Below are 21,533 nucleotides of genomic sequence, written 5' to 3'. Positions count from 1 at the left end.
CACCTCAGACATGGTCACCCAGTGGCAAGGCCCGACGGAGGAGGACCTTGCCGGCGATCACCCAGCCCGTGAGACGGGCGCCGAAGTACGCGATCGTCACGGGCCTCAGCCACCGTGTTGCCCCATCTGATCTGTAGCGGGAGCGAGGCTGTCCAACACAGTCCAGATCAGCCATCCGCCCTGCGCCGCACCTAACGGTGGTTTACCCTCACTCATCGACGTCCGTAGCCGCTGTAAGCACATGGTCAGCAAGATCGACTGTGTGCATTCCACACCTTGGTCCAGGCTTTGTATACAGACCGTATCGATGGCCTGGGCCGTCCGCCTCGTTCCGGGGGTGCTTGCCTGGGAACGGCGAGATGTTGTGGCAGAAGAATTCGCGGGGGTGAGTGCTCCGGTCCATGGGATGGAGGTCGCGAGACTCCCGCATCGAGCTTACCCAACCAACCCCCCGACGGCCACACGATCATTCGATAGCAAGCCGACCCGGAGTGCAGGGCCCCCAAGGCCCAAGCACCAGGAACGGCGCGGCGGTCTTGCCTGTACACGGCTTGGGTAGCAGTGTGTACGGATTGTTCCGGCTGCCAATTGGCATCTGCGAGACGTGTCCAGACCTCCCATCTTGCAGTGGTTCCCTTGCAGTGCTTGGTCACAATCTTGAAGCGACTAGATGTTCAAGCTTGTTGATCTCGATTAGTGGCGATCCTTAAGGCATGGGAAAGGGACGCCGCAGGCGGCGGCCGTTCGGGTTCGTACTCATGCTGATGGTCGTGGGTGTGGTGGCGGCGGTGGTGCCGTTGGCACCCTCCACCTGGCCTCTGGCGGTGCAGTTGCTATTAGCAACCATTGGGGTCATCGCGGCGGGGGCTGCCGGGTCGTACGTCAGCGAGTGGCTCGCTGCACGACGGGCCATAAAAGCGGCTGAACAGGCCGCGATCGTGGAGGAGGAGAAGCGTCGGGAGGCCTTGGTGGCCACTCGTGAGGTGGCTGCGGCAGGTGTAAGCGTAGCGGAACTGTTGCGTCCCGAGCGTGGGGCGGTGATGTTCGCTGGGCGTGTAGAAGAGTTGAAGTCGCTGACTGGTTGGTGCGGCAATGAAGATGCGTGTCCGGTGTGGTTGCTGACTGGTCAGGGCGGGGTGGGGAAGACTCGGTTGGCCCTGCATCTTGCCGAGTCCCTGCCGTTTGAGGAGTGGGAGTACTTGCCAGTTCGGCAGGGACGCGAGGTAGAGGCCCTCCGGGCGGCCGCCCAGATGAATCAGCGGGTGTTGCTCTTGGTCGATTACGCAGAGACCCGGTCCGAACTGGCGGAGATGCTGACTGAAGTAGCCCGTTTGGAAGCTGCTGGGCATGCGAGCCGGCTGCGGGTACTGCTGTTGGCTCGACAAGCTGGTGAATGGTGGACTGAGCTAGACACCGAATCACATGCAGTTCGGGATCTGGTGGCTCGTACTTCGGTGTTGGAGTTGGCGCCGGCCTTGGATACCAATCGCGAAGACCTTCAAGTGATTGAAGAGGCATTGCCTTCTTTCGCCGCTGCACTTGGATGCCCAGTGCCCCAGGTGACGTTCACCGTGGATTCGGAGGAGCGGTTGCCTGTCTTGGTGCTGCATGCTGCAGCGCTGGTGGCGGTGCTGGACCAGGAACAGGGCACAGCGGGAGGACGCGCTGCTGCGGAGTTCGGGGTGTTGGAGCGGTTGCTTGGGCACGAGCGACGACTGTGGGACAAGACCGCCCGGCGTGCCGGGGTGGGGATGGATCTCGCGGTGCTGCAGCAGGTGATCGCTGCTGTGGCGCTCCTGCTGGATCCTCGAGATCATGATGAGGAGGCTGTGCGGGCTGTGGTGAGACTGGTGCCCGACCTCGCACGAGCGGATGACATGCGAATCGGTGCGGTGGTGCGATGGCTGCGCCAGATATACCCCGGAGTCAGGGAACCAGTTGGGATGTTGCGGCCCGATCTGCTTGCTGAGCGGCATGTTGTCGATCAATTGATCAAGTCTTCGGAATTGGTTCGACTATGCCTCACCAGTTTGACGCCTCTACAGGTGAAACGTGCGCTAACCCTTCTCTCGCGAGCCTGCAGTCATCACGACAAGGCATACGGGATATTGGCTCGTGCCGTGGAGGCGAGTGTGCCGTATCAGATCAACCAAATCGTGTCGGTAGCGCTTCAGGGCGGCACTCATGCTGGGAAGGCTCTCCATGCCTCACTGAAAAGAAAAGTCCTTACTCATGATGATCTCGAATTTATGGCCAATGCGCTACCTTGGGAAAGCTCTAGCCTACTCGACGCGAGCCGTCATGTTGTCGAGAAGATGCTTGCAGAGCACCTCGATAATATGGGGGGCAACCAAAAGGCATATTGGCATCGAGTCTTAGGTGCACTAGATTTGAGAGCTGGAGATCTTGATGGCGCACTAACGCACACAACACTGGCCCTTGAATATTATGCAAATAGGGCTCAATCCCCATCCCTCGATATATCGGAGCTCGGCAGGATCGTCAATAACCTAGGCACGGTGCTGTCCCAAAAGGGGGTGGACGACAAGGGGGTATGGTTCCTTCGAGAGGCTGTAAGAATAAGGAGAAAGATTGTCCAACTATCCGGACGGCATCAGCCAGAGTTGGCTGTTAGCCTTTGCAATCTTTCAAACCTCTTGAGCCCTTCCGAGGAGTCTCTCGCGCTCGCTCGCGAAGCAGTGCAGTTGCTAGAGGCATCCGAGGCGGACCATCCAGGTGATCATCAAGCAGAGCTCGCTGGAGCCAAAATGGCTCTCGCGTCGCGAATGGCTGACCGTGGTCTTCATAGGGATGCTCTCGAACAGGTAAGAACGGCGGTCGCTATATATCGTGACGTTATAACCGAGTCTCCCGATGTTCATCAATATAACTACGCTTCGGCACTTATCAATCAAGGGAATTGTCTTGCAGAGCTTCGCTGTCAGCGTGAAGCAATAGCAAGCATCGAGGATGGGGTCCAGCTTCTAAGGGGACTTTCTAGGGCATATCCCAATCGACATGATGTCACGCTGGCAAATAGCTTAATCAACTACGCCATGACCCTCAGCAAGCTTGAGCATCGCATGCAGGACGCAATATCAATAATGTCCGAGGCCATGGACATTGCTCGCGAGCTGGTTTCTGTCGACCGACTGGCTCACGGAGGGCTTCTTGCTCAGATATATGTGCACACGGGCCTATTGAGGAGACGGGCTGGCCGTCATAGTGAAGCCCTGGCTTCCATCGCGAGGGGTGTTGATATTTATAAGGATCTGACGAAAATTGGCGAGGTCGAACGTTTCAATATCGACCTTGGTCGAGCTCTTATGAATCTGTCGTCAAGCCAGGCCTCCAGCAATGATTTAGCGGGCGCTCTGCAGACAGCAGAGGAGTCGCTAAATATCTTCCTAACCTATCGCAGAAGCGATCCAAACGTATACACTGAAGATTGGGCTAAATGTCTCACGACTCTCGGAACGATACTTTCGGTTTCAGGTTATCACGAAAGAGCACTTTTCATTACCGTCGAGGCCGTAAACGCCTATCGAGAACTAGACGCTATGAATCCAGGACGTCATTCTAGTACGTTGGCCCATATGCTAGCATCACTTGGGAAGCGGTACGCAGCAATTAGTGACTACGGTAAATCAATACCCTGTAGCCATGAAGCTCTTGATCTATTCAAGTCATTATCTGTGGCCGGGCCCGAGCTGCATTCAGGATCGATTGGAGGAGTGCTCGTGGATCTCGGCATAAGTTTGTCTGAATCTGGCAAGCCGCGAGATGCTTTAGATTGCGAACTGCAGGCCATAGAAATCTATAGTGAATTGGCGAGTAGAGATCCGGCAGGCTATCTAGAGCAATATGCGCGGACACTCGACAATGCGGGATGTTCTCATGCTCAAATGGGGGATCAGCGCGAAGCGTTGCGCTATGCCCGCAAGGCCGTCAAAGCTGCACGATCTCTGAGGGCGATCGATGGGGTGGCGGGCGATCAGACGTTGCTCCATGTTCTAGGAAACCTTATGGACAGACTTCGAGAATTTGAACTATGGGACGAGATGCAGCGAGTCGCTATAGAGATCGCTGAACTTGCTCGACGGTTGGAAGGAGCCCCTCCCAGTTTCCTTCGGAATATGACTATTCTCGACTAAATCGGATCGGCTGGTCGATCTCCCCCCTGAGCGTCTGCCCCGTGTCCGTTGCTGTTGGCGGTTTCGCGCGCGTGGGCGGTGCTGGCCGCGACCGGCCGGAGAGCAGCAGGCGGCCAGTGACCGCGCAGCAGGCCGCCGCAGGCGGGCTGCCCTTGAGGACGTAGAGAAAGTCCTCATCCAGACTCGAGGCCTCGGCTGTCCTGCTTCGGTTGATGCCTGACTCTGCAGCCTCGGTGGAGGGTTTGACGTGATCAACCCGTAGTCGTGCTGGGTGTGGGACTTGCGGCATGAGCGGATGTTTGCCGGATACGGTCGTCGGATCTCTGATGTCATGGCTGAGCAGTGGCCGTGTGATCGGGGTGCGGAGTGCCCTTGCCCGCCCTCGCCATCGTGGATCTGCACCCGGTGGTGTGCCGTGCCCTGTGCGCCGTCACCTGTGCGGTGTGCTGGGCATGCGGTGTGTGTCTCGGGGAGTCGAACGCCTGCGCCTGCCCTCGGCGCGCCAGGAGTGAGCCGGATTGCCCGCCGGCTCGCGGGTTCGTGCACACCCCCACGTCGGCTACCTGCTCCGCACCTGAATTGTCAGTCCAGCAGGTCGACCTCCCAGTTGGTGCGCTGGATGAGCGTGTCGACCTCGCGTACCTGCCGGGCGAGGTCGTCGGACTCGGCGCGCAGCGCGGCCACCGGCAGGGCCGGGATCATCTTCAGCTCCGAGCGCAGCTGCCGGAACCCACGCTGCCCGTCACCGGCGGCGGAGTCCGCGGCGGAGGTGACTGTGGCGTGCCGCAGCCGCAGCACGTCGCGGCGGGGCGGGCGCTGGCGGCGATGCGGGCGCGCAGTTGTTCGGCGCGGCGCGCCGCATCCGCGCGAAGCGCAAGTGCCTCAGCAAGCTTCATGTCAACCATTATGGGCACTGAAGATCGGCCAGCGCCTTCCGTTTTCGTCGACGCGGCTGCGTCAACGGGCAGGGCACCGGAAACCACACCCTCTGGCGCCGCGCTGCTTCACGGATCGCCGATGGCTCGCAACGTCGGCCGTACGGACACCCAGCCCGGCACCACCGTGCCGGCACGCCACGTCGTGATCATGTAAAGCTTCAGGCGGGGCCGAAGCGTCAAGCACAACCGAGGTCCGACAGCTCGAGGACTCGGCTGATTTAGTGTGCTGGGGCGTTCGAGCTGCCCGAACCTCGTAGTTCTGGACGACGTCTCAAGCGCCGTCGTTGGTGAGGGTGTCGCCTGGGTGGGGTGTGCCGATGTAGATCAGGGCGACTTCGAGTTCGCCGATGCGGCGGTGGCCGAGGTCCCAGATGTCGGTGAGGCTTCCACACATTCCCCGGAAGTACCGACCAGGTACGCGAAGCCCGCCGCTTCGCCCGCACCCACCTCCCCGACCACCCCGACGCCGAGCTCATCACAGCGAGCTGGCTACCAACGCCATCGCCTACACCCGCACCGGCACCTTCTTCCACGTCGCCGCCTACACCGGGGCTCGCCGCGGGAGCTGCTGAGTCTGCGGTGGTCTGACGTGGACCTGGACGGCAAGCAGATCACCATCAAGGGTCGGCGGCGTTCGTCGACGGTGAGCGGATCGAGGGCACCACCAAGAGCGGGCACAAGCGCATCGTCAGCCTGGACGACGGGACCGTGCAATCACTGCGGGAGCAGCGCTGACGGCAGGCCGCCGACAAGCTCGCCGTCGGCAAGGAGTGGCGAGGGACCGACGACTACGTGTTCACCACCGGATGGGGTGAGCCGATCCATCCCGACACCGTGAGCTCGCTCATAGCGACAGTGATCAAGCGCTACAACAACCCAGCAGGGCACCAACCCCAAGAACCCACTACCCCATGCGCGGCTGCATGACCTTCGGCACCTTCACGCGACGACTCTGCTTCTGGCCGGTGTCCCAGTGCATGTGGTCGCCGCTCGGCTTGGGCATGCGGACCCGTCCATCACGCTTCGGGTCTACGCGCACGTGATCAGGGCGGCGGAGGCGTCCGCGGCTGATGTGTTCGCGCAGGCGGTTGGGGAGTAGGTGGGAGCCACCTGGTGGCTCCCCGTTAGCAAGCGTGTTAGCAAGATCCGAAGATTGTCCGGACAAAGCGAAAGGCCCGTCCCGGGTTTTCCCTGGTGACGGGCCTTTCTAGCTGGCGCGGCCGAGAGGACTCGAACCCCTAACCTTCTGATCCGTAGTCAGATGCTCTATCCATTGAGCTACGGCCGCTCGTTTTGCCCCGTTGACCTGCGGTTTCCTCCTCCGTGGAGGTTCCCGCCCCGTCGTACGTCGCTGCTAGAGCGTATTACTTCCAGGCAGCGCACGGCAAATCGATAGGCCGTAGCGCTCCCCCTCTGGAGGCTCTGGCATGGCCGAAGTGATCTCGTTCGACCCCTCCCGCACGCGCCGGCGACCCGGGCGCCGCGCGCCCGCCGTGCCGCGCGGCGCGGACCTGGAGACCCTGCTCGACTCCTGGACGCTCGCCCTGGAGGCCGCCAACAAGTCGCCGCGGACCGTCCGCTCCTACACCGACACCGCTAAGGCGTTCATCGCCTTCCTGGCCGGCAACAGCTACCCGACCGACGCCGAGGGCGTGCAGGCCGAGCACGTGCGCGCCTTCCTGCGCGCCGAGATCGAGCGCACCAGCCCGGCGAGCGCCGACGTTCGCTTCCGCAACCTGGGCGTGTGGTGGAACTGGATGTGCGCGCCGGAGCAGGCCGAGCGAACCCAGCCCTCGCCGGTGCACAAGTCCGACCGTCCCAAGGTGTCCCGCAAGATCCGCAAGTACCTCTCCGAGGAGGAGGTCCGCGCGCTGCTGAAGACGTGCGCCGGCACTGGGTTCGAGGCACGCCGCGACAGCGCGATCGTCTGGATCCTCTACGACAACGGAGCCCGCAAGAGCGGCCTGGCCAACCTCCGAGTGGAGGACGTCGACCTGCGCGGGCGGCGGCTGCGGATCACGCTGAAGGGCGGGGACGAGCACTGGGCGCCGATCGGTGCCAAGGCGGCCTCGGCGCTCGACCGCTACATCCGCGCGCGCTCGGCGCACGCCAAGGCGCGGGTCTCGCCGTGGCTGTGGCTGGGCGTCCAGGGCCGGGGCACCGAGCACTTCGGCCACGCGGGCGTGTACCGCATGCTGCGGCGGCGCGGAGAGGAGGCCGGCATCGAGGGGGTGGTGCATCCGCACCGCTTCCGGGGGACGGCCACGCACAACCTGCTGAAGGCGGGGGCGAGCGAGGGGGACGTGCAGCGGATCCTGGGCTGGAAGACCCCGGGGATGGTGGGCCGCTACAGCGAGGAGCTGAGCGATGAGCGGGCCCGCGAGGCACATCGGAGGTTGTCGCCGGGCGATCGGCTCTGAAGGACGGGCCTGTGGCCGCGCTCGCACCGCGATATGCGAGCGTGGCCGGCCCGCATCCGCGCGTCAGGCTCGCGGTGGCGGATGCCGGAGAGTTGTGTTCATCGACGACGACGGAACCATCGGTGCCGTCTGATTCCGCTGTCGCGGTCGAGCCAGCCTCGGCTGTAGCCCATCTTGTACTCACCGCCGCCGCGGTGGAACGCGATGATGGTTAGCACGCTTGCGATGGCGAGGGTTGCACGCTGGAGGGATTCCCATTCGTGCAGACATAGGATGATCGTCAGGGGGATGTATCCGATGGTGATGATCCAGGCGAGGATCGCGCCCGCGATGATGGCGCGCACTTTCTGACCTCCCGTTTTCGTTTGCGCGCAAATGAGTTTGCCGCCCCCAAACGGCGAATCACGCGCTGAATCCGCACAAGCACACGGGAGGATACTCTCGTTTGGAACGGTGTTTTATTGAAAAATCAACGAATCGGCGGACCGATTTCGTCATTTTTCGTCGGTTTGAGACCGCTCAGCCTCGGCCCGCACCAGCTCAGCGAAGTCCTGGCGAGCCTCCTCTAGATCCTGATGTGCGCGGAGCCACTGACGTTCCAGGCGCGTGCGGGTCTTCTCGCGCACGCGTTCCAGAAGCTCACGACGCTCTGGCGGCAGCGCTTCGTACAGGCGGGCGATCTCAGGGTCGTAGACGACGTCCGGCACCGGACCGGCGAAATCGGACGGCTCGACGGAGACCCCGTGCGGCTCGGTGGGGATGTCGTTCGTCTCAATGAGGCCGGCGAGCACGTGGGCTTCAGGCAATGGGATGTCGAGCAGCTCGGCGATGGCGTTGATGGTGGTGGCGGCCGGCGGGCGCTTCTGGGTGCGGAGCCGGTCCAGGGTCATGCGCGAGAAGGATCCGCCGAGCTGTTCGCGCACCTTCTCGTACAGCTCGAGCTTCGACCAGCCCCGCTGATTGCGTTCGCGCTCCATGCGCTGCCAGAACGGCCGCGCGGGGGCTTCAATACCCTCGCTCATGTATCAAGTTGTATCACGTTGCAGCAACTTAGGCACGCCTACATTGCCTATCGGGCCGATATCGGACATCTCTTGGATCGTCTTGCATCGTGGATAATCGAGATGTACCGTGTTAGATCGTTAGACAGATCCACCAGAGTACAAGGTGAGGCTCCCTCATGGAAGCAAGCGAGGACGAGTACTACACGATCAACGAGGTCTGCATAAAGCTGAAGCTGTCCCGCCTCACAATCACCCGCGCGATTCGCGACGGCCGCCTGAGGGCCATCAAGAACCACCCCGCCAAGCCGGGCCGTGTCCGCATCCCCGTCGCCGCCTACGAGCAGTACGAGCGGGACCGCGCCATCAAGGCGGCCTCCTGATGTCCACCCCGCAGCAGCGCAGCACCGCCGCGCGCATCGCCGTGAACATCTCGTGGTCCCGCACCCCGGTCCGCGCCGAGCGCACGCGCCCCGCCACCGAGGCCAACCGCGGCCAGCTCGCCTACTGGGAGCGCGTCATCCGCGAGGAGGGCATCGTCTGCGAAGAGGAGATCCCCCTCGCCGCCGCCAGCCGCCGCAGCGCGTACATGTCGCAGCTCGCCAAGAATTCCGCGGCCTCGCGCAAGGCGAAGAAGGCCGACATCACGCCCCGCGCCCGGCGTATCCGCCGCTCGGCGTAGATCGGGCCCCTGGTCGTCGCCACGACCCGAGGCCCGCCGGCACCACCCCACACCGACTTGACCGGTCAAGGAAATGGAGCAGTCCCACATGCAAGAGTATCGACCCGGCGAGCGCCTCCGCATCACGCTGGAGACGACCGTCTACCACGTCGCCGACGGCGTGCTGCACGTCGCCCACGACAACGACCAGGCATACAGCCGATGCCTGCCGATCCCCATCGACCAGCCCGGGGCCACCATCACGCGCCTCGCCCCGGCCGGGGGCGTCCAGGCGGGCGACCTGTGGCGCGACGCCGACGGCGACCTGTGGTTCGCCACGCTGGTCGACAGCGACCTCGACGGCGACGGCACGCCACTCCTGATGGCGACCGTCAAGACCTCGAAGCGGGCCGCGTACGGCTACGACATCCCCGAGGAGGTCCACCGGCGGCACGTGCTTGTCGAGCTGGTGCACCGCGAGCCGGTTGACGATGATGCCGCCGAGATCCGCCGGCGGCTGCGCGAGGCTGGCGGCGACTCCCCCGAGATCGGCGCCCTGCTGCGCAGGGCGGCCGCCCGCACCGCCGAGGACGAGCGGTGGCCCGTCGACGAGCCGGAGCCCGTGCCGATCGCGGGCGTCGCCCCCGGCACGATCGTGCAGACCCCGAAGTGGAACGCGGGCGAGCCGGTTCGTGTGTTCTCCGTTCTGGACGCGGGCGAGCACCACGACGAGGTGAGCGTGCGCTACCAGGACATCGGCGGCCACTGCGCCGCCGACACCGCTCTCGCCCCCGCCGACTTCCGGGTCACGATCGTCGAGGAGCCGCAGTCGTGAGCACCCCGACGATCACCCCGCAGTCCGTCCTGCGCCGCGCCGCCGAGCTCATCCAGGCCAACGGGCGCAACCGGGAGACCTACCTCGACTTCGCGCAGCACGAGGACGACGGCGTGCCCGTCGACCGCTGCCGCATGTGCACCGCGGGCGCCCTCGGCTTCGCCGCCGGGGCCGACGTCACCACCTGCATGCCGTTCCTGGAGGAGACCGGCCCCCTGGCCGTCGAGGCGGGGCGCGCCCTCATCGGCCACCTCGGCCTGAACTTCTCCCCGGAGCCGCTGTCCGCCGAGACGGTGATCAGCATCATCGGCCACTGGAACGACGCCGAGGACCGCACCGACCAGCAGGTCATCGACGCCCTGAACGCCACCGCCGACGACCTCGACGCCGAGGAGGCCGCGTGATGTTCACCGACGTCCACGCCAGTCACCTGCGCGGCCAGCTCGACAACGCCGAGGACATCGTCCGCGGCTGGCAGGCGCTCGTCGACTACGCCGTGTCCCGTTGTCCCCGCGTCGTCGTCGACACGCTGAAGGCCACCCTCGGCGAGTCCGAGCAGGTCGCCGAGGGGTGGCGCACGCTGCACAACTACGCCGACGCCCACAAGGCGCACTCGTCCCTGCCCGGCTCGTTTACCGAGAGCATCGCCCAGTACTCCACGGGCGGCCGCCTGGAGCCGCCCGCGCGGCCGTGCGCGTGTGGCCTGCCGGGCGTGCCGGGCGTCGCCCACTCCCCCGAAGGATGCCAGGCGCCAGAGGCGCCGAGCCCGGCCGGGCAGGTGCCGCCGATCCCGCAGGTCGAGGGGCGGGTGCTCAGCTCGACACAGGTCCTGCCGCCCGGGTGGACGCCTGGCCAGGAGGGCGCTTTCCAGGCGTTCGAGGAGGCTCACCGCGAGCACGCCGCCGAGCAGGGCGTCACGCTGGGCCGGGCCGACGGCGAGCCGGTCGGCCGCGACCCGTACGCCAGGGACGGTGGATCGTGACCCCCGAAGAGCTGAACGCCATCAAGGCGCGCGTCAACGCTGCCAGCGCCGGACCGTGGGAACGCGGGGACGTCTACCTGACCGCAGGGGTCGGGTTCGGCATGCCTCCAGGACAGTGCGCCTTCTGCCGCCTCGGCGACCCCGTGTGGTCAGGCGACGCCAACATCAACGGCCGGATGATGCCGGCGCATCGCCACCGTGACCCCAACCCGTACGAGCCGGACCACAAGATCACCGGTTCCAACGGCGAGGTGGTCGCGGGGAACTACGACTACGAGGCGGGCGGGATCATCGAACCGGCCGACACCGAGTTCATCGTCCATGCTCGTACGGACGTGCCGGCGCTCGTGGCGGAGATCGAGCGGATCCGCAGGTTCATCGACGAGGACTTCCGGTACTGGTGCTCGCCGAACGGCGTGGCAGGCCGATACGCCAAGGACATCCTCGCCGTCATCGACCAGCCCCGGAGCGCGTCGTGACCCCGGCCGAGGAGCTGCGTGCCGCCGCGGCCAAGCTGCGTGGCACCGAGCACCATGGCTCGATCGAGGGCGATACCACCAACCCGGCACTCGTCCAGTTGATCGGCAACCTGCTGCGCGCCCGTGAACCGCTCGCCACCCTCCTCGATGACGCGGCGGCCCGCCTGGACCTTTTCGCCGATCTCGGCGACAAGGCGCTCCCGACTGCCGAGTTCGAGCTCGCCGTCGCCCGCGTCATCAACGGGACCACGCCGTGACCTCCGGAATCCTCATCGCGGTCACCGCCGCGACGGCTGCCTCCCTCATCGCGGTGGCGGCCGCCCGGCGGCGGCACTGGACCCTCACCCTCGCCTGCGGCGTCACCACCGCCCTGGCGACCTACGCCGCGGCGCGCATGCTGGTCGGCCCGAGGATGGTGGCGCTGTCGTGACCGCCCTCTACGCCCCCGTCTGGGACACCTCCGTGCCGCCCGGCGGCTTCGTGTGCAACGTGTGCGCCATGCCGGTCGAGACCGAGCCGTGCGACGACCACGCCCCCAAGCGGTCCGTCGTCGGACTGGACCTGTCGCTTACCGCCACCGGCGTGGCCGACCTGTCCGCGCCCCGGCACACCTCGCGGATCCGCCCCGGCGACCTGCGCGGCACCGAGCGCCTGCGCTACATCTACGCCGCCGTGGGGGACCAGATCGACGGCGCCGAACTCGTCGTCGTCGAGGGCCCCTCCTACGGGTCGATGTCGGGCGCCGGGCACCACGAGGCGGCCGGCCTGTGGTGGCTGATCCGCTACGAGCTCGACCTGTACAAGCTGCCCGTCGCCGTGGTCCCGCCGAGCGTGCTGAAGAAGTACGCCACCGGCCGGGGCAACGCCACCAAGGCCGACATGCGCGTCGCGCTGCTCCAGCGCACCGGGATCGACCTGCGCGACGACAACGAGGTGGACGCCTGGTGGCTGGCCGCGGCCGGCCACCACCACCTCGGCGAGCTTCTGGTCGAGCTGCCCGCCGCGCAGCGGGCCGCGCTGGGCTCTGTCGCCTGGCCGGAGTCGTCGTGATGGGCTCCCAGGACCGCTCGATCGGCGCGTGCGCGTGCTGCGGCACCGAGGGCGCGCTCATCGCCCGCGGCCTCGACCGCGCCTGCTACATGCGCCACCGCGCGGCCGGAACGTTGGAGCAGTTTCCCCGGGTACGCCTTGGTGTCGGTGCGCCGCACCTCCGGCGGATCGTCGAGTGCGTCTGCTGCGGCACCGAGGGGCCGCACCGCGGGCGTGGTCTGATCGGCGTCTGCTACTACCGCCACCGCGTGGCCGGAACGCTGGAGCAGTTCCCGCGCGACCCGTCGTCCTTGCTGGAGGCGCAGCGCCGTGGCCTTGAGACGCGCCGCCGCGCCTATGAGTACCGCGTCCAGGACTTCGCTGAGTTGCTGTCGTGGGGCGAGTCCGTCGAGGAGGCGGCCAAGCGCCTCGGCATCAGCGAGAGCACCGCGCGCAAGTACGAACGCGCCCTCAAGGCCGCGTCGTGACCGGCCCAGCGTCCGCGGAGCGCGTGCTGGCCTACCTGACCACGGGCGGCCGCACCATCGCGGAGACCGAGCGGCTCACCGGGTGGCCGGCGCACGCCATCGGCCGCCTCATCGCCCGCCAGCCCCGCCTGCAACTCGACACGGGCGGCCGGGTCGTCCTGCTCGGCGAAGTCGTCGAACCGTCGGTTCGGGGGGACGACGCCGTCCAGGCGTTGCACGCGCAGGTCGACGACCGCCGGGCGGCGCTGGGGTTCACCTGGCGCGACGTTCGCGCTCAGATGCGGCTCACGTTGCGGTCGCTCGCCGACCTGCACGACGGGACGGCCTCCCCTGATGTGTGCGAGCGGGCCCAGCGGTGGCTAGCCACCCTCACACATGTCCCGAGCGGCCCCGTGGACGCCCGCGAGCTGTACGAGCAGATGAAGGCCCGCAAGGAACTGCTCGGCTTGACCTGGTCCCAGGTCGCCATAGCCGCCGGGTCGAACTGCTCGACGCTCAACAGCATGCGGCGCGGCCTGCTGTCGAAACAGACTCAGGTCCGCGTGCAGGCGTGGCTGGCCGTGACCGCCCCCATGTCCCCCGAAGAAGAAAGGCGGTCCGCATGACGGCCCGCACGACCGAGCCCCTCGGCGTCACGCCCGCCGCCGGGGGGCTCACCGCTGCCCTGCCCCGCTCGGCCACCGTGACCCTCACCCGGCGCGACGGCGACCGGGTGACGGTGTCGACGTGGGACACCTGCGTGGGCGTGGCCGGGTTCGTCGAGACGCTGCTCGGCGAGCCGGGCCAGCGCGCCGAGGTGCACCGTGGCTAGCCCGAAGGGCGACCTGGCGCCGTACGCAGAGCTGGCTGAGGTGATCGCCGCCCTACCGCTGCTACTTCGCGAGGCGCGCCGGGCGCGCGGACTGTCCCAGCGTGCGGCAGCCAAACGGATGGGGCTGGCCGCGTCGACTGTCCACCGCGTTGAGAAAGGGCATAACTGCGTGCTGTCGCACGCCGCAACCATTCTGCGTTGGCTCGGCGAGCCGGGCCAACGCGCCGAGGTGCACCATGGCGCCTGACCTGACCAACGCGATGCGCACGCTCGCAGGTGCCGCGTCCTCCAACGCGCACGAGCGTGTGTACGTGTGGCGGCAGGTCCTCACCGCGCTGTATCGGCAGGGCGTCGACGACGGATATCACGCCGCGATGCACGACCGGAGCTTCGCGGACCTCCTCGATGACCGCGAGGCCGAGGCGAGGGGCGAGCAGAGCAACGCCGAGGTGCGCGGTGACTAGGGGCGCCAAGGCCGTCGTCGAGGCCACGGGCGTCCCGCGCACCACGCTCATGCGCTGGGTCGAGGAGGGCCTGCTCCAGCCCCGCCCGCGCGGGCGTGGCACGCCACAGGAGTGGCCGGCGGCCGAGGTGGCGATCGCCGTCCTGCTGGCGCGGCTGGTCGCCGCGGGGATGCACACGGCGCCGGCGGCCGCGGTCGCACGCACGGTGGTGGCGTTCGGGCTGGACGAGGTCGAGCTCGGCCAGGGGCTGACGCTGAAGATCGCACCGCCGCCGATCTGATCGAGTTGCACAGATTCTGCGCGCGGACGCGGCGCCGGACGACAGGTGCCAGGTCTGGCTTCTCGCCGTTTGACCTGCTGAAATAGTAGGCACCTCCTGCGATGGCGAAAAACTTCCTCGCCTCATCTTGCATCGTATTGTATCGACTTGTATCGTGTTGCACACACCGCGAGACACCACCTCCCGAAAGCAGGAACCCATGAACATTTCCGCGACCCTCGCCGCCCAGCCCGACGCCGACCTGCACGACTTCGCGAGCTTCCTCGCCACCGACGCCGACCGGGCCACGTTCTGGGAGCAGATCCGCCAGGCGCGCGGCGAGTAGCCCCCCGGGGCGGCCCGCGTGGGGACGGGCCGCCCCTCCTTCCCCTCTCCTCCCGAAAGCAGGACTTCCGTGAACGCGATCAACCCGGCCGAGCTGGGCCTCGGCCGCCCGCAGGACCGCCCCCGGCCCGAACTGCTCACCGAGGCGAACAGCCCGTGCTGCGACCAGCCGGACTCCCACTACCACTGCTCGCAGTGCGGCGAGGTCACCGGCATGTACGGCCACCTGGTGGGCGACCGGATCATCTGCGACCCCGGCGAGCGCCGCGCCTACCGGGTGGTCCTCGCGCTGACGCCGCCCGCGGAGAACGCCCCGTGATCGCCCTCCCGCTGCGCGTCCGCTTCCTGCTGTACGTGGCCGCCGGGCTCGCCAGGATCGCCCGCACGGCGGCCGCCTGGGGGGCGCGGTGACCACCGTCGAGCGCACGGAGCTCATCTGCTCGATGTCCCGTGACTGGCACATCCGCATGCTGTCCCGGCTCGCCGGCCGCGACCCCGCCCTGTTCGACGAGTTGGCCGAGCAGACCCGGGTGTCGGTGCGCGGCGGGCCCGAGCTGGACGCCGCCACCGAGGACGAGTACCGCAAGGAGAAGACCCGATGATCCCCAGCACGCTCGCCCTTGGCGAACGCCACCCCGACGGGTCCGGCACGGTCACCGTCTGGCTGGTGCCCGCCGAGAACCTCGCCGAGATTCGCGAGATCCTCACCTCGACCTTCGGCTCCCCGGTCTCCGAGACGATCGCCACGGCCGACGGCATCACCCACATGGTCGAGGTGGCGCACGAGGCGCCGGAGACGGTCACCTCGTTCGAGGGACCCCTCCAGTGAGCACGCCCGTCGAGGCCCTCGTCGCCGAGCTGGACGGCGTCATCGAGTCCGCCATCGCCAACGCGCCCCGCTCGCTTCAGACGCGCATCGGGCCGAGCGAGATGGGCATCCCGTGCGACCTGCGCCTCGGCTACAAGCTGCTCGGCCACCCCGAGACCAACGCCTCGCGCACGGTGGCCTGGAAGCCGTTCATCGGCACCGCCGTCCACGACGCCTTAACGATCATCTTCGCCCTCGCCAACCACGCGCTGCCCTCGTTCCGCGAGGACGGCATCCCCCGATACCACGTCGAGGAGAAGGTCGTCGTCGGGCAGGTGAACGGCGACGACATCGACGGCACCACCGACCTGTACGTGGACGGCACGGTCATCGACTGGAAGATCGTGGGCGGGCCGTCGTTGCGCAAGTACAAGGCCGAGGGCCCCGGCGACCAGTACCAGCGCCAGGTCCACACCTACGGCGCCGGCTGGGCGCAGCTCGGCTTCCCGGTCAAGAACGTCGCCATCTACTTCCTCCCCCGCGACCAGGAGTGGAAGCAGCGCCACTTCTGGCATGAGCCGTACGACCAGGCGCTCGCGCTGGAGACCGTGTCCAAGGTCGACGGCATCGCCAAGCTCACCTCGGCCCTGGGCGCCGCCGCGCTGCCCTTGCTGCGCCGCGCGCCCGCCTGGTGCCGTTCCTGCCCGTGGCTCGCCCCGGGCTCCACCGACCTGGCCCGGGGTTGCCCGGGTCACCCCGACGCCACGGCGCCGGACTCGTCCCTCACCGATCTCATCGCACAGTAGCCAAGGAGCACAGAAACCATGACCATGACCGCCAACGAGTTCCTCATGGGCGGCGGGATCGCCGCCGCGAAGTTCGACGTCGTCGGCACCACCGTGTCCGGGCAGATCACCCAGTCGCCGCGCGTCGAGCAGCAGAAGGACCTGAACACCGGCGAGCCGAAGTTCTGGAACGACGGCAAGCCGATGCAGCAGCTCCTGGTCACCGTCCAGACGACGTTGCGCGACCCGGAGGTCGACGACGACAACGGCGAGCGCACGTTCTACATCAAGGCCAAGATGCTCGCCGCGGTGCGCGAGGCGGTGCGCCGGGCCGGGGCGAAGGGGCTGGAGGTCGGCGGCACGCTGGCCATCACCTACACCGGGGACGGCGAGGCGACCAAGAGGGGCTTCAACCCGCCGAAGCTGTACAGCGCGACGTACACCCCGCCGTCGGCCGCCGCCGCGAACGACTTCCTGAACGGCGGGCAGGCCCCGGCCGCTGCGGTGGACAACAGGTACAACGTCCTCGACCAGCAGCAGGCCGCCCAGCAGGCGGCGCCTGCGCCTGCCCCGGCGCCGGCCCCGGCCGACGTCGACGCGGGGGCGCTCCAGGCCGCGCTGGCCAGCCTGACGCCCGAGCAGCGGGCGGCACTGAAGCTCTGATCTTCCGATCGTGGGGGCGTCGACCGGTTACAGCGCCCGGCGCCCCCGCCCCCGCGCCGTGCCGCCGTCTCGCGGTGGCCGGCATGGCGCGGGCCCCTGTTCCCGCCGGTCGCGGGGAAGCGGCCAGCGCGGGAACCCGGCCCCTGCGCCACTCCTCGGGAGGGGGTGGCGCAGGGGCCTCGCCCCTTGCTCAACCGAAAGGAATCAACCGTGAGCCGATTCGACAGCCGCCAGGACGTGGCCTTCAAGGTCGCCTGGGAGGGCGGCCTGTACGAGGCGCTGGAGTACGGCATCAAGGTCAACGACCTGCCTGAGGGCGACACCGAGCTGGCGGAGGCGTGGCGAGCGCTCGACGGGGCGCACACCGCGTTCGAAGAGGCCGCCGAGAAGGTACGGGCGCTCCTGCCCGAAGGGGAGTAGGCCCCCCGCCCGACTGGCAGGCACCCGGGTTCGAGCCCCGGGCGGGCACGCAGACAAACCCCGACGACCGCAGGGAGGCCGCCTCATGCACTCCAGATCGACCGCGCAGGCCCCCGCGTGACCGACCTGCACATCCCCGAGGTCGACGACGACTCCGACACCCTCGGCGCCGCGCTCGCCTACGCGCGCGCCGGCTGGTACGTGCTCCCCGTCGACCAGGCCACCAAGCACGCCGGGAGCGTCCTCGGCAAGGGCTGGCCGTCGAAGAGCTCGCGCGACGCCGAGCGGATCATCGCCTGGTTCGCGGGCACCGACGACGCGCTCGCCCTGCACGTCGGCCGGTCCGGCGCGATCGTCTTCGACGTCGACCGGCCCGAGGCGCTGCCCTCGCTCATGGTGGCCGCGCTCGGCGTCGTCCCCGGCCCGTTCCAGTCCACCAGGACGACCGACGAGCGGCGCGGGCACTACTTCTACCTCGCCCCGCCCGGCCGCGTCCTCGGCAACCGCCTCGGCGGCCTCGGGAAGGGCTGGGGCGAGGTGCGCGGGAAGAACGGCATCGTCGTCGTCGCGCCCTCGACGCACGAGAAGCACGAGCAGGGCGGCCGGTATCACTGGGTGCGCACCGGCTCGCTGCCCCTGCTCCCGCAGCCCGTCGCGGCCGAGTTGCCCGACGCCGGCGACTCGGCGGACGCGGCCACCGACGGCGAGGTCAAGGCGTTCCTCGACCGGCACACCGCGCGCGAGCGCCCCGAGCTGCTGCACGGCGTGCTGACGCAGGTCGCCACCGCGCTGGCGACCGGCGAGTCTCGGCACGGGATCGCGCTGCGCGCCACCGCGGGGGCGATGCGCGAGGCCGCCGCCGGCCTGTACCCGGCGCTGGAGGCCGCCACGGCGTTGCTGGAGGCGTTCACCCGGGCCATGGCCACCAGCCGTGACGGCAGCGAGCGCACGCTCACCCGGGTTCAGGCGCGCGGGGAGTTCATGGGCATCCTCGCCTGGGCGGTCGCCCAGGTGCGCGCCGCCGACCTCGCCGCGGTGCGCGCCGACGTGGACACCCGGCTCGCGCCCGGCGACGCCCTGGCGGGGCTGATCGCGCCGAGCGAGAACCGTACCGCGGAGCCGCCCCCTTTCGCCGGTGACACCTTCTTGCCGGAGGTGGCAAAAAGCCAGGTCGACGACGAGGGCGACATCACTTCGGGAGATGCCGAAGCGATCGACCTGGAGGCCCTGGCGTTCGAGCGCGAGGTCGCCGCCGAGCTGCGCCGGATCCGCATCCGCGAGGAGGCGGCCCGGCGCGCCCGTAAGGCCCGCGGGGGCGTCGCCACCCGACCGCCCATCGTCGGCCTGGACGACTTCCTCGCCGTGCCTGACGAGCCCGTCGCCTACCGCGTGCAGGGCCTGTGGCCGAAGGGTGGCCGGGTCGTGCTGGCCGCGCAGTTCAAGGCCGGCAAGACCACCATGGTCGGCAACCTGCTGCGCTCGCTCGTCGACTCCACCCCGTTCCTCGGCAAGTTCGACGTCGAGCCGTTCGCCGGGAAGGTCGTCCTCCTCGACGACGAGCTGGATGAGGGCATGGTGCGCCGGTGGCTGCGCGACCAGCGCGTCCAGAACACCGCGGCGGCGGCCGTCGTCTCCTTGCGCGGCCGGCTGTCGAGCTTCGACCTGCTCGACCCGCAGACGCGATCGGAGTGGGCCGCGGACCTGCGCGCCGCGGGCGCCACCGTCGTCATCCTCGACTGCCTCGCGCCCATTCTCGACGCCCTCGGCCTTTCCGAGGACAAAGAGGCCGGGCGATTCCTCGTCGCATTCGACGAAATGCTGAAAGAGGCGGGAGTCCAAGAGGCCGTTCTCGTGCACCACATGGGGCACCAGGGCGAGCGGTCCCGGGGTGCGTCGCGCCTGCGCGACTGGCCGGACGTGGAATGGCGGCTCGTGCGCGAGAAAAGCGACGACGGGGAAATGGATCCCTCGGCGAAGCGTTTCTTCTCCGCCTATGGACGCGACGTCGATGTGCCCGAATCCCTGCTCAGTTTCGACCCGGCCGCGCGGTGCCTGGAGATCGCCGGAGGCTCGCGCAAGGACGCCAAGAGCGACGTCGTCATCGACGCGATCAGCGAGTGGCTGACGCTGTCTCCGGGCTCCTCCAAGCGGCAGATCGAGGACGCCCTCGGCGAGGACCTCGGCCGCAACGAGGTCCGCAAGGCGATCAAGAGAGGGGTCTCCCTGGGACTGCTGCGGGCAGCCGATGGGGCGCGCGGGAGCACCCTGCACTGGGCGGTGTCAGGACCGTCGAGTGCGCCACTCCTTACAGATCATCGGCGCACTGACTCTGTGACCAGCACTTTCAGTGCGCCACCCTCTTCCGGCGAAGATCACGAACCCGAGTCCAGTGCGCCACCAGTGCGCCAGGGGGGTGGCGCACTCAAACCGCAGGTCACAGGCTCAGTGCGCCACCTCGCCACGAGTGCGCCACCCCCCATCGGCGGGAGTGCGCCAGTGCGCCCCCCTAAAGGGGGGTGGCGCACTGGCGCACACTCCGCCTCCGACACCGACCCGAGAGACCCCTCAGACCTGATCGCCCCGGTGCCCGACTGGATCCTCGTCGACGGCGCGCGAGTCAACCCCGCCACCGGGCTCCTTCTCGACCCCGAGGACGCCCTGTGATCCCCGCCTGGCTCCTCGCCAAGGGCGGCGGCAACCTCCGCACCGCCGGCGCCCGGCAGTGCGCCTGCGGAGCCACGGTGCTCGCCGGCCTGGATGCCGACCGCGCCGCCATGAACGCCGTCGTCGATCTGGCGCCCGTCGACGAAATGGGCGAGGTGATCGCCATCGCCCAGGGCCGCGCGACATACGACCTCGTCGGCGACAGCAGAAGAAAAGAACTCGAATACCGCTACGAATGGAATATCCGAGCCAAACGCAGATATCCCGTATTAGTGGCCCACAAATGCGGGGCTCCTATTCCGGCCGCACCACCCACCGAGGTACCCGATAAATCGCCAGGGGGATTTGATGACGACCGCTGCCCGTTCTGAACTCACCACGGCCGTCGCCGCCGATCTGGTCTGGGTTGCGCACTACTGGGACGATCTGGCAGAGTCCCGGTTGCCGGGAACGGCGCGGCCCTGGCGGCAGCCGCACCTGACCCCCGAGCAGGCCGAGGAGCGCGACCAGCAGGCGCGCATCGAACGCCTCGAACGCGTCGGCGTGATGCCAGGCGAGCACCCGGCGCCGGTCGACGTCGGGGTGTTGGACACCATGGCGAGCATCCTGTGGGACGCCGTACAGCTCGCCGACGCGGTCACCGAGCACCACGGCCTGGCGCCCCTGGAGTACCCGAGCACCGCCTATGCCGACGCCCGGCCCTACCTCGACTACGCCGCCGCCCACCTGCCCGACGAGATCGCCGACTGGGCAGCCCCCATCGCCCGCCGCCTCGTCGACCAGACCGCGCGCACCCTCGCTCTCGTCCTCGACGGGCAGCTCCTCGACGTCGTCTGCCCCTGGTGCCGCGGGGTCACCGCCGAGGCCCCGGCCGGCGGCGCGCGCACCTGGCGCATCCGCAACCTGCTCGCCGAGCAGGACTGCCGCCACGGCCACCCGCGCCGGTTCTGCCCCACCTGCGAGCAGCACATCGCCATCGTCTGCGAGGGCGCCTGCGAGCCGCCGCACCGCGAGGTCGGCACCTGGTGGCGCGGGCAACCCTGCTGGCCGCTCACCGACTGGGAGAACCTCGCCCGGCGCGTCATGTCCGCCGACGAGCAGATCACCAGGGCCCGCGAGGCGGTCACGGGCACTCGATGATCGTTCAGGTTGACGCAGCTCGGAGGGCTGTGGATAATCGCCCCTGATACTTCATGCCTTGATCACGAACAGCCCCGGAGGTCACGCCCGGGGCTTTCGCGTTTCTCGGGGGTGCCCATGTGCCTCCCCTTCACACACTTCTGGATCCTCGTCGAGTGCATCGGCAACGTCTACACCTACCGCTGCA

The 21,533-nt window shown here is 67.9% G+C and carries 32 protein-coding genes and 1 tRNA gene; 28 read left to right on the top strand and 5 right to left on the bottom strand.

Annotated elements, in window-relative coordinates; all coding sequences use genetic code 11:
- Positions 1 to 758: 758 nt before the first annotated feature.
- Positions 759 to 4,154 (top strand): tetratricopeptide repeat protein, encoded by a 3,396-nt coding sequence (locus BJ981_RS11860; protein WP_184610771.1) that lies wholly within the window; start codon positions 759 to 761, stop codon positions 4,152 to 4,154.
- A 582-nt stretch (positions 4,155 to 4,736) separates the two neighbouring features.
- On the opposite strand, the gene BJ981_RS11855 is transcribed toward BJ981_RS11860, so the two are convergent.
- Together BJ981_RS11855 and BJ981_RS37975 are read right to left on the bottom strand one after the other, a co-directional pair.
- Positions 4,737 to 4,952, bottom strand: a complete 216-nt coding sequence (locus BJ981_RS11855) for a DIP1984 family protein (protein WP_204070385.1) — start codon at positions 4,950 to 4,952, stop codon at positions 4,737 to 4,739.
- A gap of 411 nt (positions 4,953 to 5,363) precedes the next feature.
- On the bottom strand, positions 5,364 to 5,486 hold the full coding sequence (locus BJ981_RS37975; RefSeq protein WP_260324629.1) for a hypothetical protein: 123 nt from the start codon (positions 5,484 to 5,486) through the stop codon (positions 5,364 to 5,366).
- 525 nt (positions 5,487 to 6,011) lie between these two features.
- Here BJ981_RS37975 and BJ981_RS39625 point away from each other — a divergent pair.
- Positions 6,012 to 6,191 carry a tyrosine-type recombinase/integrase gene (locus tag BJ981_RS39625; RefSeq protein WP_184615945.1) on the top strand — a complete coding sequence of 60 codons (180 nt, stop codon included), beginning with the start codon at positions 6,012 to 6,014 and terminating at the stop codon, positions 6,189 to 6,191.
- Between the two features lie 113 nt (positions 6,192 to 6,304).
- On the opposite strand, the gene BJ981_RS11845 is transcribed toward BJ981_RS39625, so the two are convergent.
- Positions 6,305 to 6,380 (bottom strand) — tRNA-Arg (locus BJ981_RS11845).
- Positions 6,381 to 6,519: 139 nt separating this feature from the next.
- Between BJ981_RS11845 and BJ981_RS11840 the strand changes: the two genes are divergently transcribed.
- Positions 6,520 to 7,512, top strand: coding sequence for a tyrosine-type recombinase/integrase (locus BJ981_RS11840; protein ID WP_184610769.1), 993 nt, complete (start codon positions 6,520 to 6,522; stop codon positions 7,510 to 7,512).
- Between the two features lie 98 nt (positions 7,513 to 7,610).
- On the opposite strand, the gene BJ981_RS11835 is transcribed toward BJ981_RS11840, so the two are convergent.
- Together BJ981_RS11835 and BJ981_RS11830 are read right to left on the bottom strand one after the other, a co-directional pair.
- Positions 7,611 to 7,856 carry a hypothetical protein gene (locus tag BJ981_RS11835; protein WP_184610767.1) on the bottom strand — a complete coding sequence of 82 codons (246 nt, stop codon included), beginning with the start codon at positions 7,854 to 7,856 and terminating at the stop codon, positions 7,611 to 7,613.
- A 150-nt stretch (positions 7,857 to 8,006) separates the two neighbouring features.
- Complete coding sequence (locus BJ981_RS11830) at positions 8,007 to 8,534, bottom strand: hypothetical protein (protein WP_184610765.1); 528 nt, start codon at positions 8,532 to 8,534, stop codon at positions 8,007 to 8,009.
- Between the two features lie 158 nt (positions 8,535 to 8,692).
- Here BJ981_RS11830 and BJ981_RS11825 point away from each other — a divergent pair, with 158 nt between their 5' ends.
- The 25 genes from BJ981_RS11825 to BJ981_RS11710 all read left to right on the top strand — a co-directional run bounded on the left by BJ981_RS11825 (position 8,693) and on the right by BJ981_RS11710 (position 21,346).
- Entirely contained in the window at positions 8,693 to 8,896 is a 204-nt protein-coding gene (locus BJ981_RS11825) for a helix-turn-helix transcriptional regulator (RefSeq protein WP_184610763.1), read from the top strand.
- Positions 8,896 to 9,195, top strand: a complete 300-nt coding sequence (locus BJ981_RS11820) for a hypothetical protein (RefSeq protein WP_184610761.1) — start codon at positions 8,896 to 8,898, stop codon at positions 9,193 to 9,195. The genes BJ981_RS11825 and BJ981_RS11820 overlap by 1 nt, the downstream gene beginning before the upstream one ends.
- Before the next feature lie 88 nt (positions 9,196 to 9,283).
- Positions 9,284 to 10,009 (top strand): hypothetical protein, encoded by a 726-nt coding sequence (locus tag BJ981_RS11815; RefSeq protein ID WP_184610759.1) that lies wholly within the window; start codon positions 9,284 to 9,286, stop codon positions 10,007 to 10,009.
- A complete protein-coding gene (locus BJ981_RS11810) occupies positions 10,006 to 10,413 on the top strand; it encodes a DUF6197 family protein (protein WP_184610757.1) in 408 nt (135 codons plus the stop codon). Before BJ981_RS11815 ends, BJ981_RS11810 begins: the two co-directional genes overlap by 4 nt.
- Complete coding sequence (locus tag BJ981_RS11805) at positions 10,410 to 10,991, top strand: hypothetical protein (RefSeq protein WP_184610756.1); 582 nt, start codon at positions 10,410 to 10,412, stop codon at positions 10,989 to 10,991. Before BJ981_RS11810 ends, BJ981_RS11805 begins: the two co-directional genes overlap by 4 nt.
- The gene (locus tag BJ981_RS11800) at positions 10,988 to 11,470 is read left to right on the top strand and encodes a hypothetical protein (protein ID WP_184610754.1); all 483 of its coding nucleotides are present in this window, start codon (positions 10,988 to 10,990) and stop codon (positions 11,468 to 11,470) included. The genes BJ981_RS11805 and BJ981_RS11800 overlap by 4 nt, the downstream gene beginning before the upstream one ends.
- Positions 11,467 to 11,727, top strand: a complete 261-nt coding sequence (locus BJ981_RS11795; protein WP_184610752.1) for a hypothetical protein — start codon at positions 11,467 to 11,469, stop codon at positions 11,725 to 11,727. The genes BJ981_RS11800 and BJ981_RS11795 overlap by 4 nt, the downstream gene beginning before the upstream one ends.
- Entirely contained in the window at positions 11,724 to 11,900 is a 177-nt protein-coding gene (locus BJ981_RS11790) for a hypothetical protein (RefSeq protein ID WP_184610750.1), read from the top strand. The genes BJ981_RS11795 and BJ981_RS11790 overlap by 4 nt, the downstream gene beginning before the upstream one ends.
- Positions 11,897 to 12,520, top strand: coding sequence for a RuvC family protein (locus BJ981_RS11785; RefSeq protein WP_184610748.1), 624 nt, complete (start codon positions 11,897 to 11,899; stop codon positions 12,518 to 12,520). Before BJ981_RS11790 ends, BJ981_RS11785 begins: the two co-directional genes overlap by 4 nt.
- Positions 12,517 to 12,987, top strand: a complete 471-nt coding sequence (locus BJ981_RS11780) for a hypothetical protein (protein WP_184610746.1) — start codon at positions 12,517 to 12,519, stop codon at positions 12,985 to 12,987. Before BJ981_RS11785 ends, BJ981_RS11780 begins: the two co-directional genes overlap by 4 nt.
- A complete protein-coding gene (locus tag BJ981_RS11775) occupies positions 12,984 to 13,592 on the top strand; it encodes a hypothetical protein (RefSeq protein WP_184610744.1) in 609 nt (202 codons plus the stop codon). Before BJ981_RS11780 ends, BJ981_RS11775 begins: the two co-directional genes overlap by 4 nt.
- Positions 13,589 to 13,798, top strand: coding sequence for a hypothetical protein (locus BJ981_RS11770; protein ID WP_184610742.1), 210 nt, complete (start codon positions 13,589 to 13,591; stop codon positions 13,796 to 13,798). The genes BJ981_RS11775 and BJ981_RS11770 overlap by 4 nt, the downstream gene beginning before the upstream one ends.
- On the top strand, positions 13,791 to 14,045 hold the full coding sequence (locus BJ981_RS11765) for a helix-turn-helix domain-containing protein (RefSeq protein ID WP_184610740.1): 255 nt from the start codon (positions 13,791 to 13,793) through the stop codon (positions 14,043 to 14,045). Before BJ981_RS11770 ends, BJ981_RS11765 begins: the two co-directional genes overlap by 8 nt.
- The gene (locus BJ981_RS11760) at positions 14,035 to 14,262 is read left to right on the top strand and encodes a hypothetical protein (protein WP_184610738.1); all 228 of its coding nucleotides are present in this window, start codon (positions 14,035 to 14,037) and stop codon (positions 14,260 to 14,262) included. Before BJ981_RS11765 ends, BJ981_RS11760 begins: the two co-directional genes overlap by 11 nt.
- Positions 14,255 to 14,542, top strand: coding sequence for a MerR family transcriptional regulator (locus BJ981_RS11755; protein WP_184610736.1), 288 nt, complete (start codon positions 14,255 to 14,257; stop codon positions 14,540 to 14,542). The genes BJ981_RS11760 and BJ981_RS11755 overlap by 8 nt, the downstream gene beginning before the upstream one ends.
- Positions 14,543 to 14,741: 199 nt before the next feature.
- On the top strand, positions 14,742 to 14,867 hold the full coding sequence (locus BJ981_RS37970; RefSeq protein WP_260324628.1) for a hypothetical protein: 126 nt from the start codon (positions 14,742 to 14,744) through the stop codon (positions 14,865 to 14,867).
- A gap of 69 nt (positions 14,868 to 14,936) precedes the next feature.
- Positions 14,937 to 15,185 carry a hypothetical protein gene (locus BJ981_RS11750; protein WP_184610734.1) on the top strand — a complete coding sequence of 83 codons (249 nt, stop codon included), beginning with the start codon at positions 14,937 to 14,939 and terminating at the stop codon, positions 15,183 to 15,185.
- A gap of 88 nt (positions 15,186 to 15,273) precedes the next feature.
- Positions 15,274 to 15,468 (top strand): hypothetical protein, encoded by a 195-nt coding sequence (locus BJ981_RS11745; protein ID WP_184610732.1) that lies wholly within the window; start codon positions 15,274 to 15,276, stop codon positions 15,466 to 15,468.
- Positions 15,465 to 15,695 (top strand): hypothetical protein, encoded by a 231-nt coding sequence (locus BJ981_RS11740; protein ID WP_184610730.1) that lies wholly within the window; start codon positions 15,465 to 15,467, stop codon positions 15,693 to 15,695. The genes BJ981_RS11745 and BJ981_RS11740 overlap by 4 nt, the downstream gene beginning before the upstream one ends.
- Positions 15,692 to 16,480: a hypothetical protein gene (locus BJ981_RS11735; protein WP_184610728.1), complete on the top strand. Its 789-nt coding sequence runs from the start codon at positions 15,692 to 15,694 to the stop codon at positions 16,478 to 16,480. The genes BJ981_RS11740 and BJ981_RS11735 overlap by 4 nt, the downstream gene beginning before the upstream one ends.
- A gap of 18 nt (positions 16,481 to 16,498) precedes the next feature.
- A complete protein-coding gene (locus BJ981_RS11730) occupies positions 16,499 to 17,122 on the top strand; it encodes a hypothetical protein (protein WP_184610725.1) in 624 nt (207 codons plus the stop codon).
- 210 nt (positions 17,123 to 17,332) lie between these two features.
- On the top strand, positions 17,333 to 17,542 hold the full coding sequence (locus BJ981_RS11725; protein ID WP_184610723.1) for a hypothetical protein: 210 nt from the start codon (positions 17,333 to 17,335) through the stop codon (positions 17,540 to 17,542).
- Between the two features lie 117 nt (positions 17,543 to 17,659).
- A complete protein-coding gene (locus BJ981_RS11720) occupies positions 17,660 to 20,206 on the top strand; it encodes a bifunctional DNA primase/polymerase (RefSeq protein WP_184610721.1) in 2,547 nt (848 codons plus the stop codon).
- The gene (locus tag BJ981_RS11715; RefSeq protein ID WP_184610719.1) at positions 20,203 to 20,577 is read left to right on the top strand and encodes a hypothetical protein; all 375 of its coding nucleotides are present in this window, start codon (positions 20,203 to 20,205) and stop codon (positions 20,575 to 20,577) included. Before BJ981_RS11720 ends, BJ981_RS11715 begins: the two co-directional genes overlap by 4 nt.
- The gene (locus BJ981_RS11710) at positions 20,555 to 21,346 is read left to right on the top strand and encodes a hypothetical protein (protein WP_184610717.1); all 792 of its coding nucleotides are present in this window, start codon (positions 20,555 to 20,557) and stop codon (positions 21,344 to 21,346) included. Before BJ981_RS11715 ends, BJ981_RS11710 begins: the two co-directional genes overlap by 23 nt.
- The last annotated feature ends 187 nt before the right edge of the window (positions 21,347 to 21,533 follow it).

Origin of the sequence: Sphaerisporangium krabiense (genome assembly GCF_014200435.1) — a bacterium.
GTDB lineage: Bacteria > Actinomycetota > Actinomycetes > Streptosporangiales > Streptosporangiaceae > Sphaerisporangium > Sphaerisporangium krabiense.
Note: the sequence above shows the minus strand (reverse complement) of the source record. Positions and strands in the feature narration are given on the sequence as shown.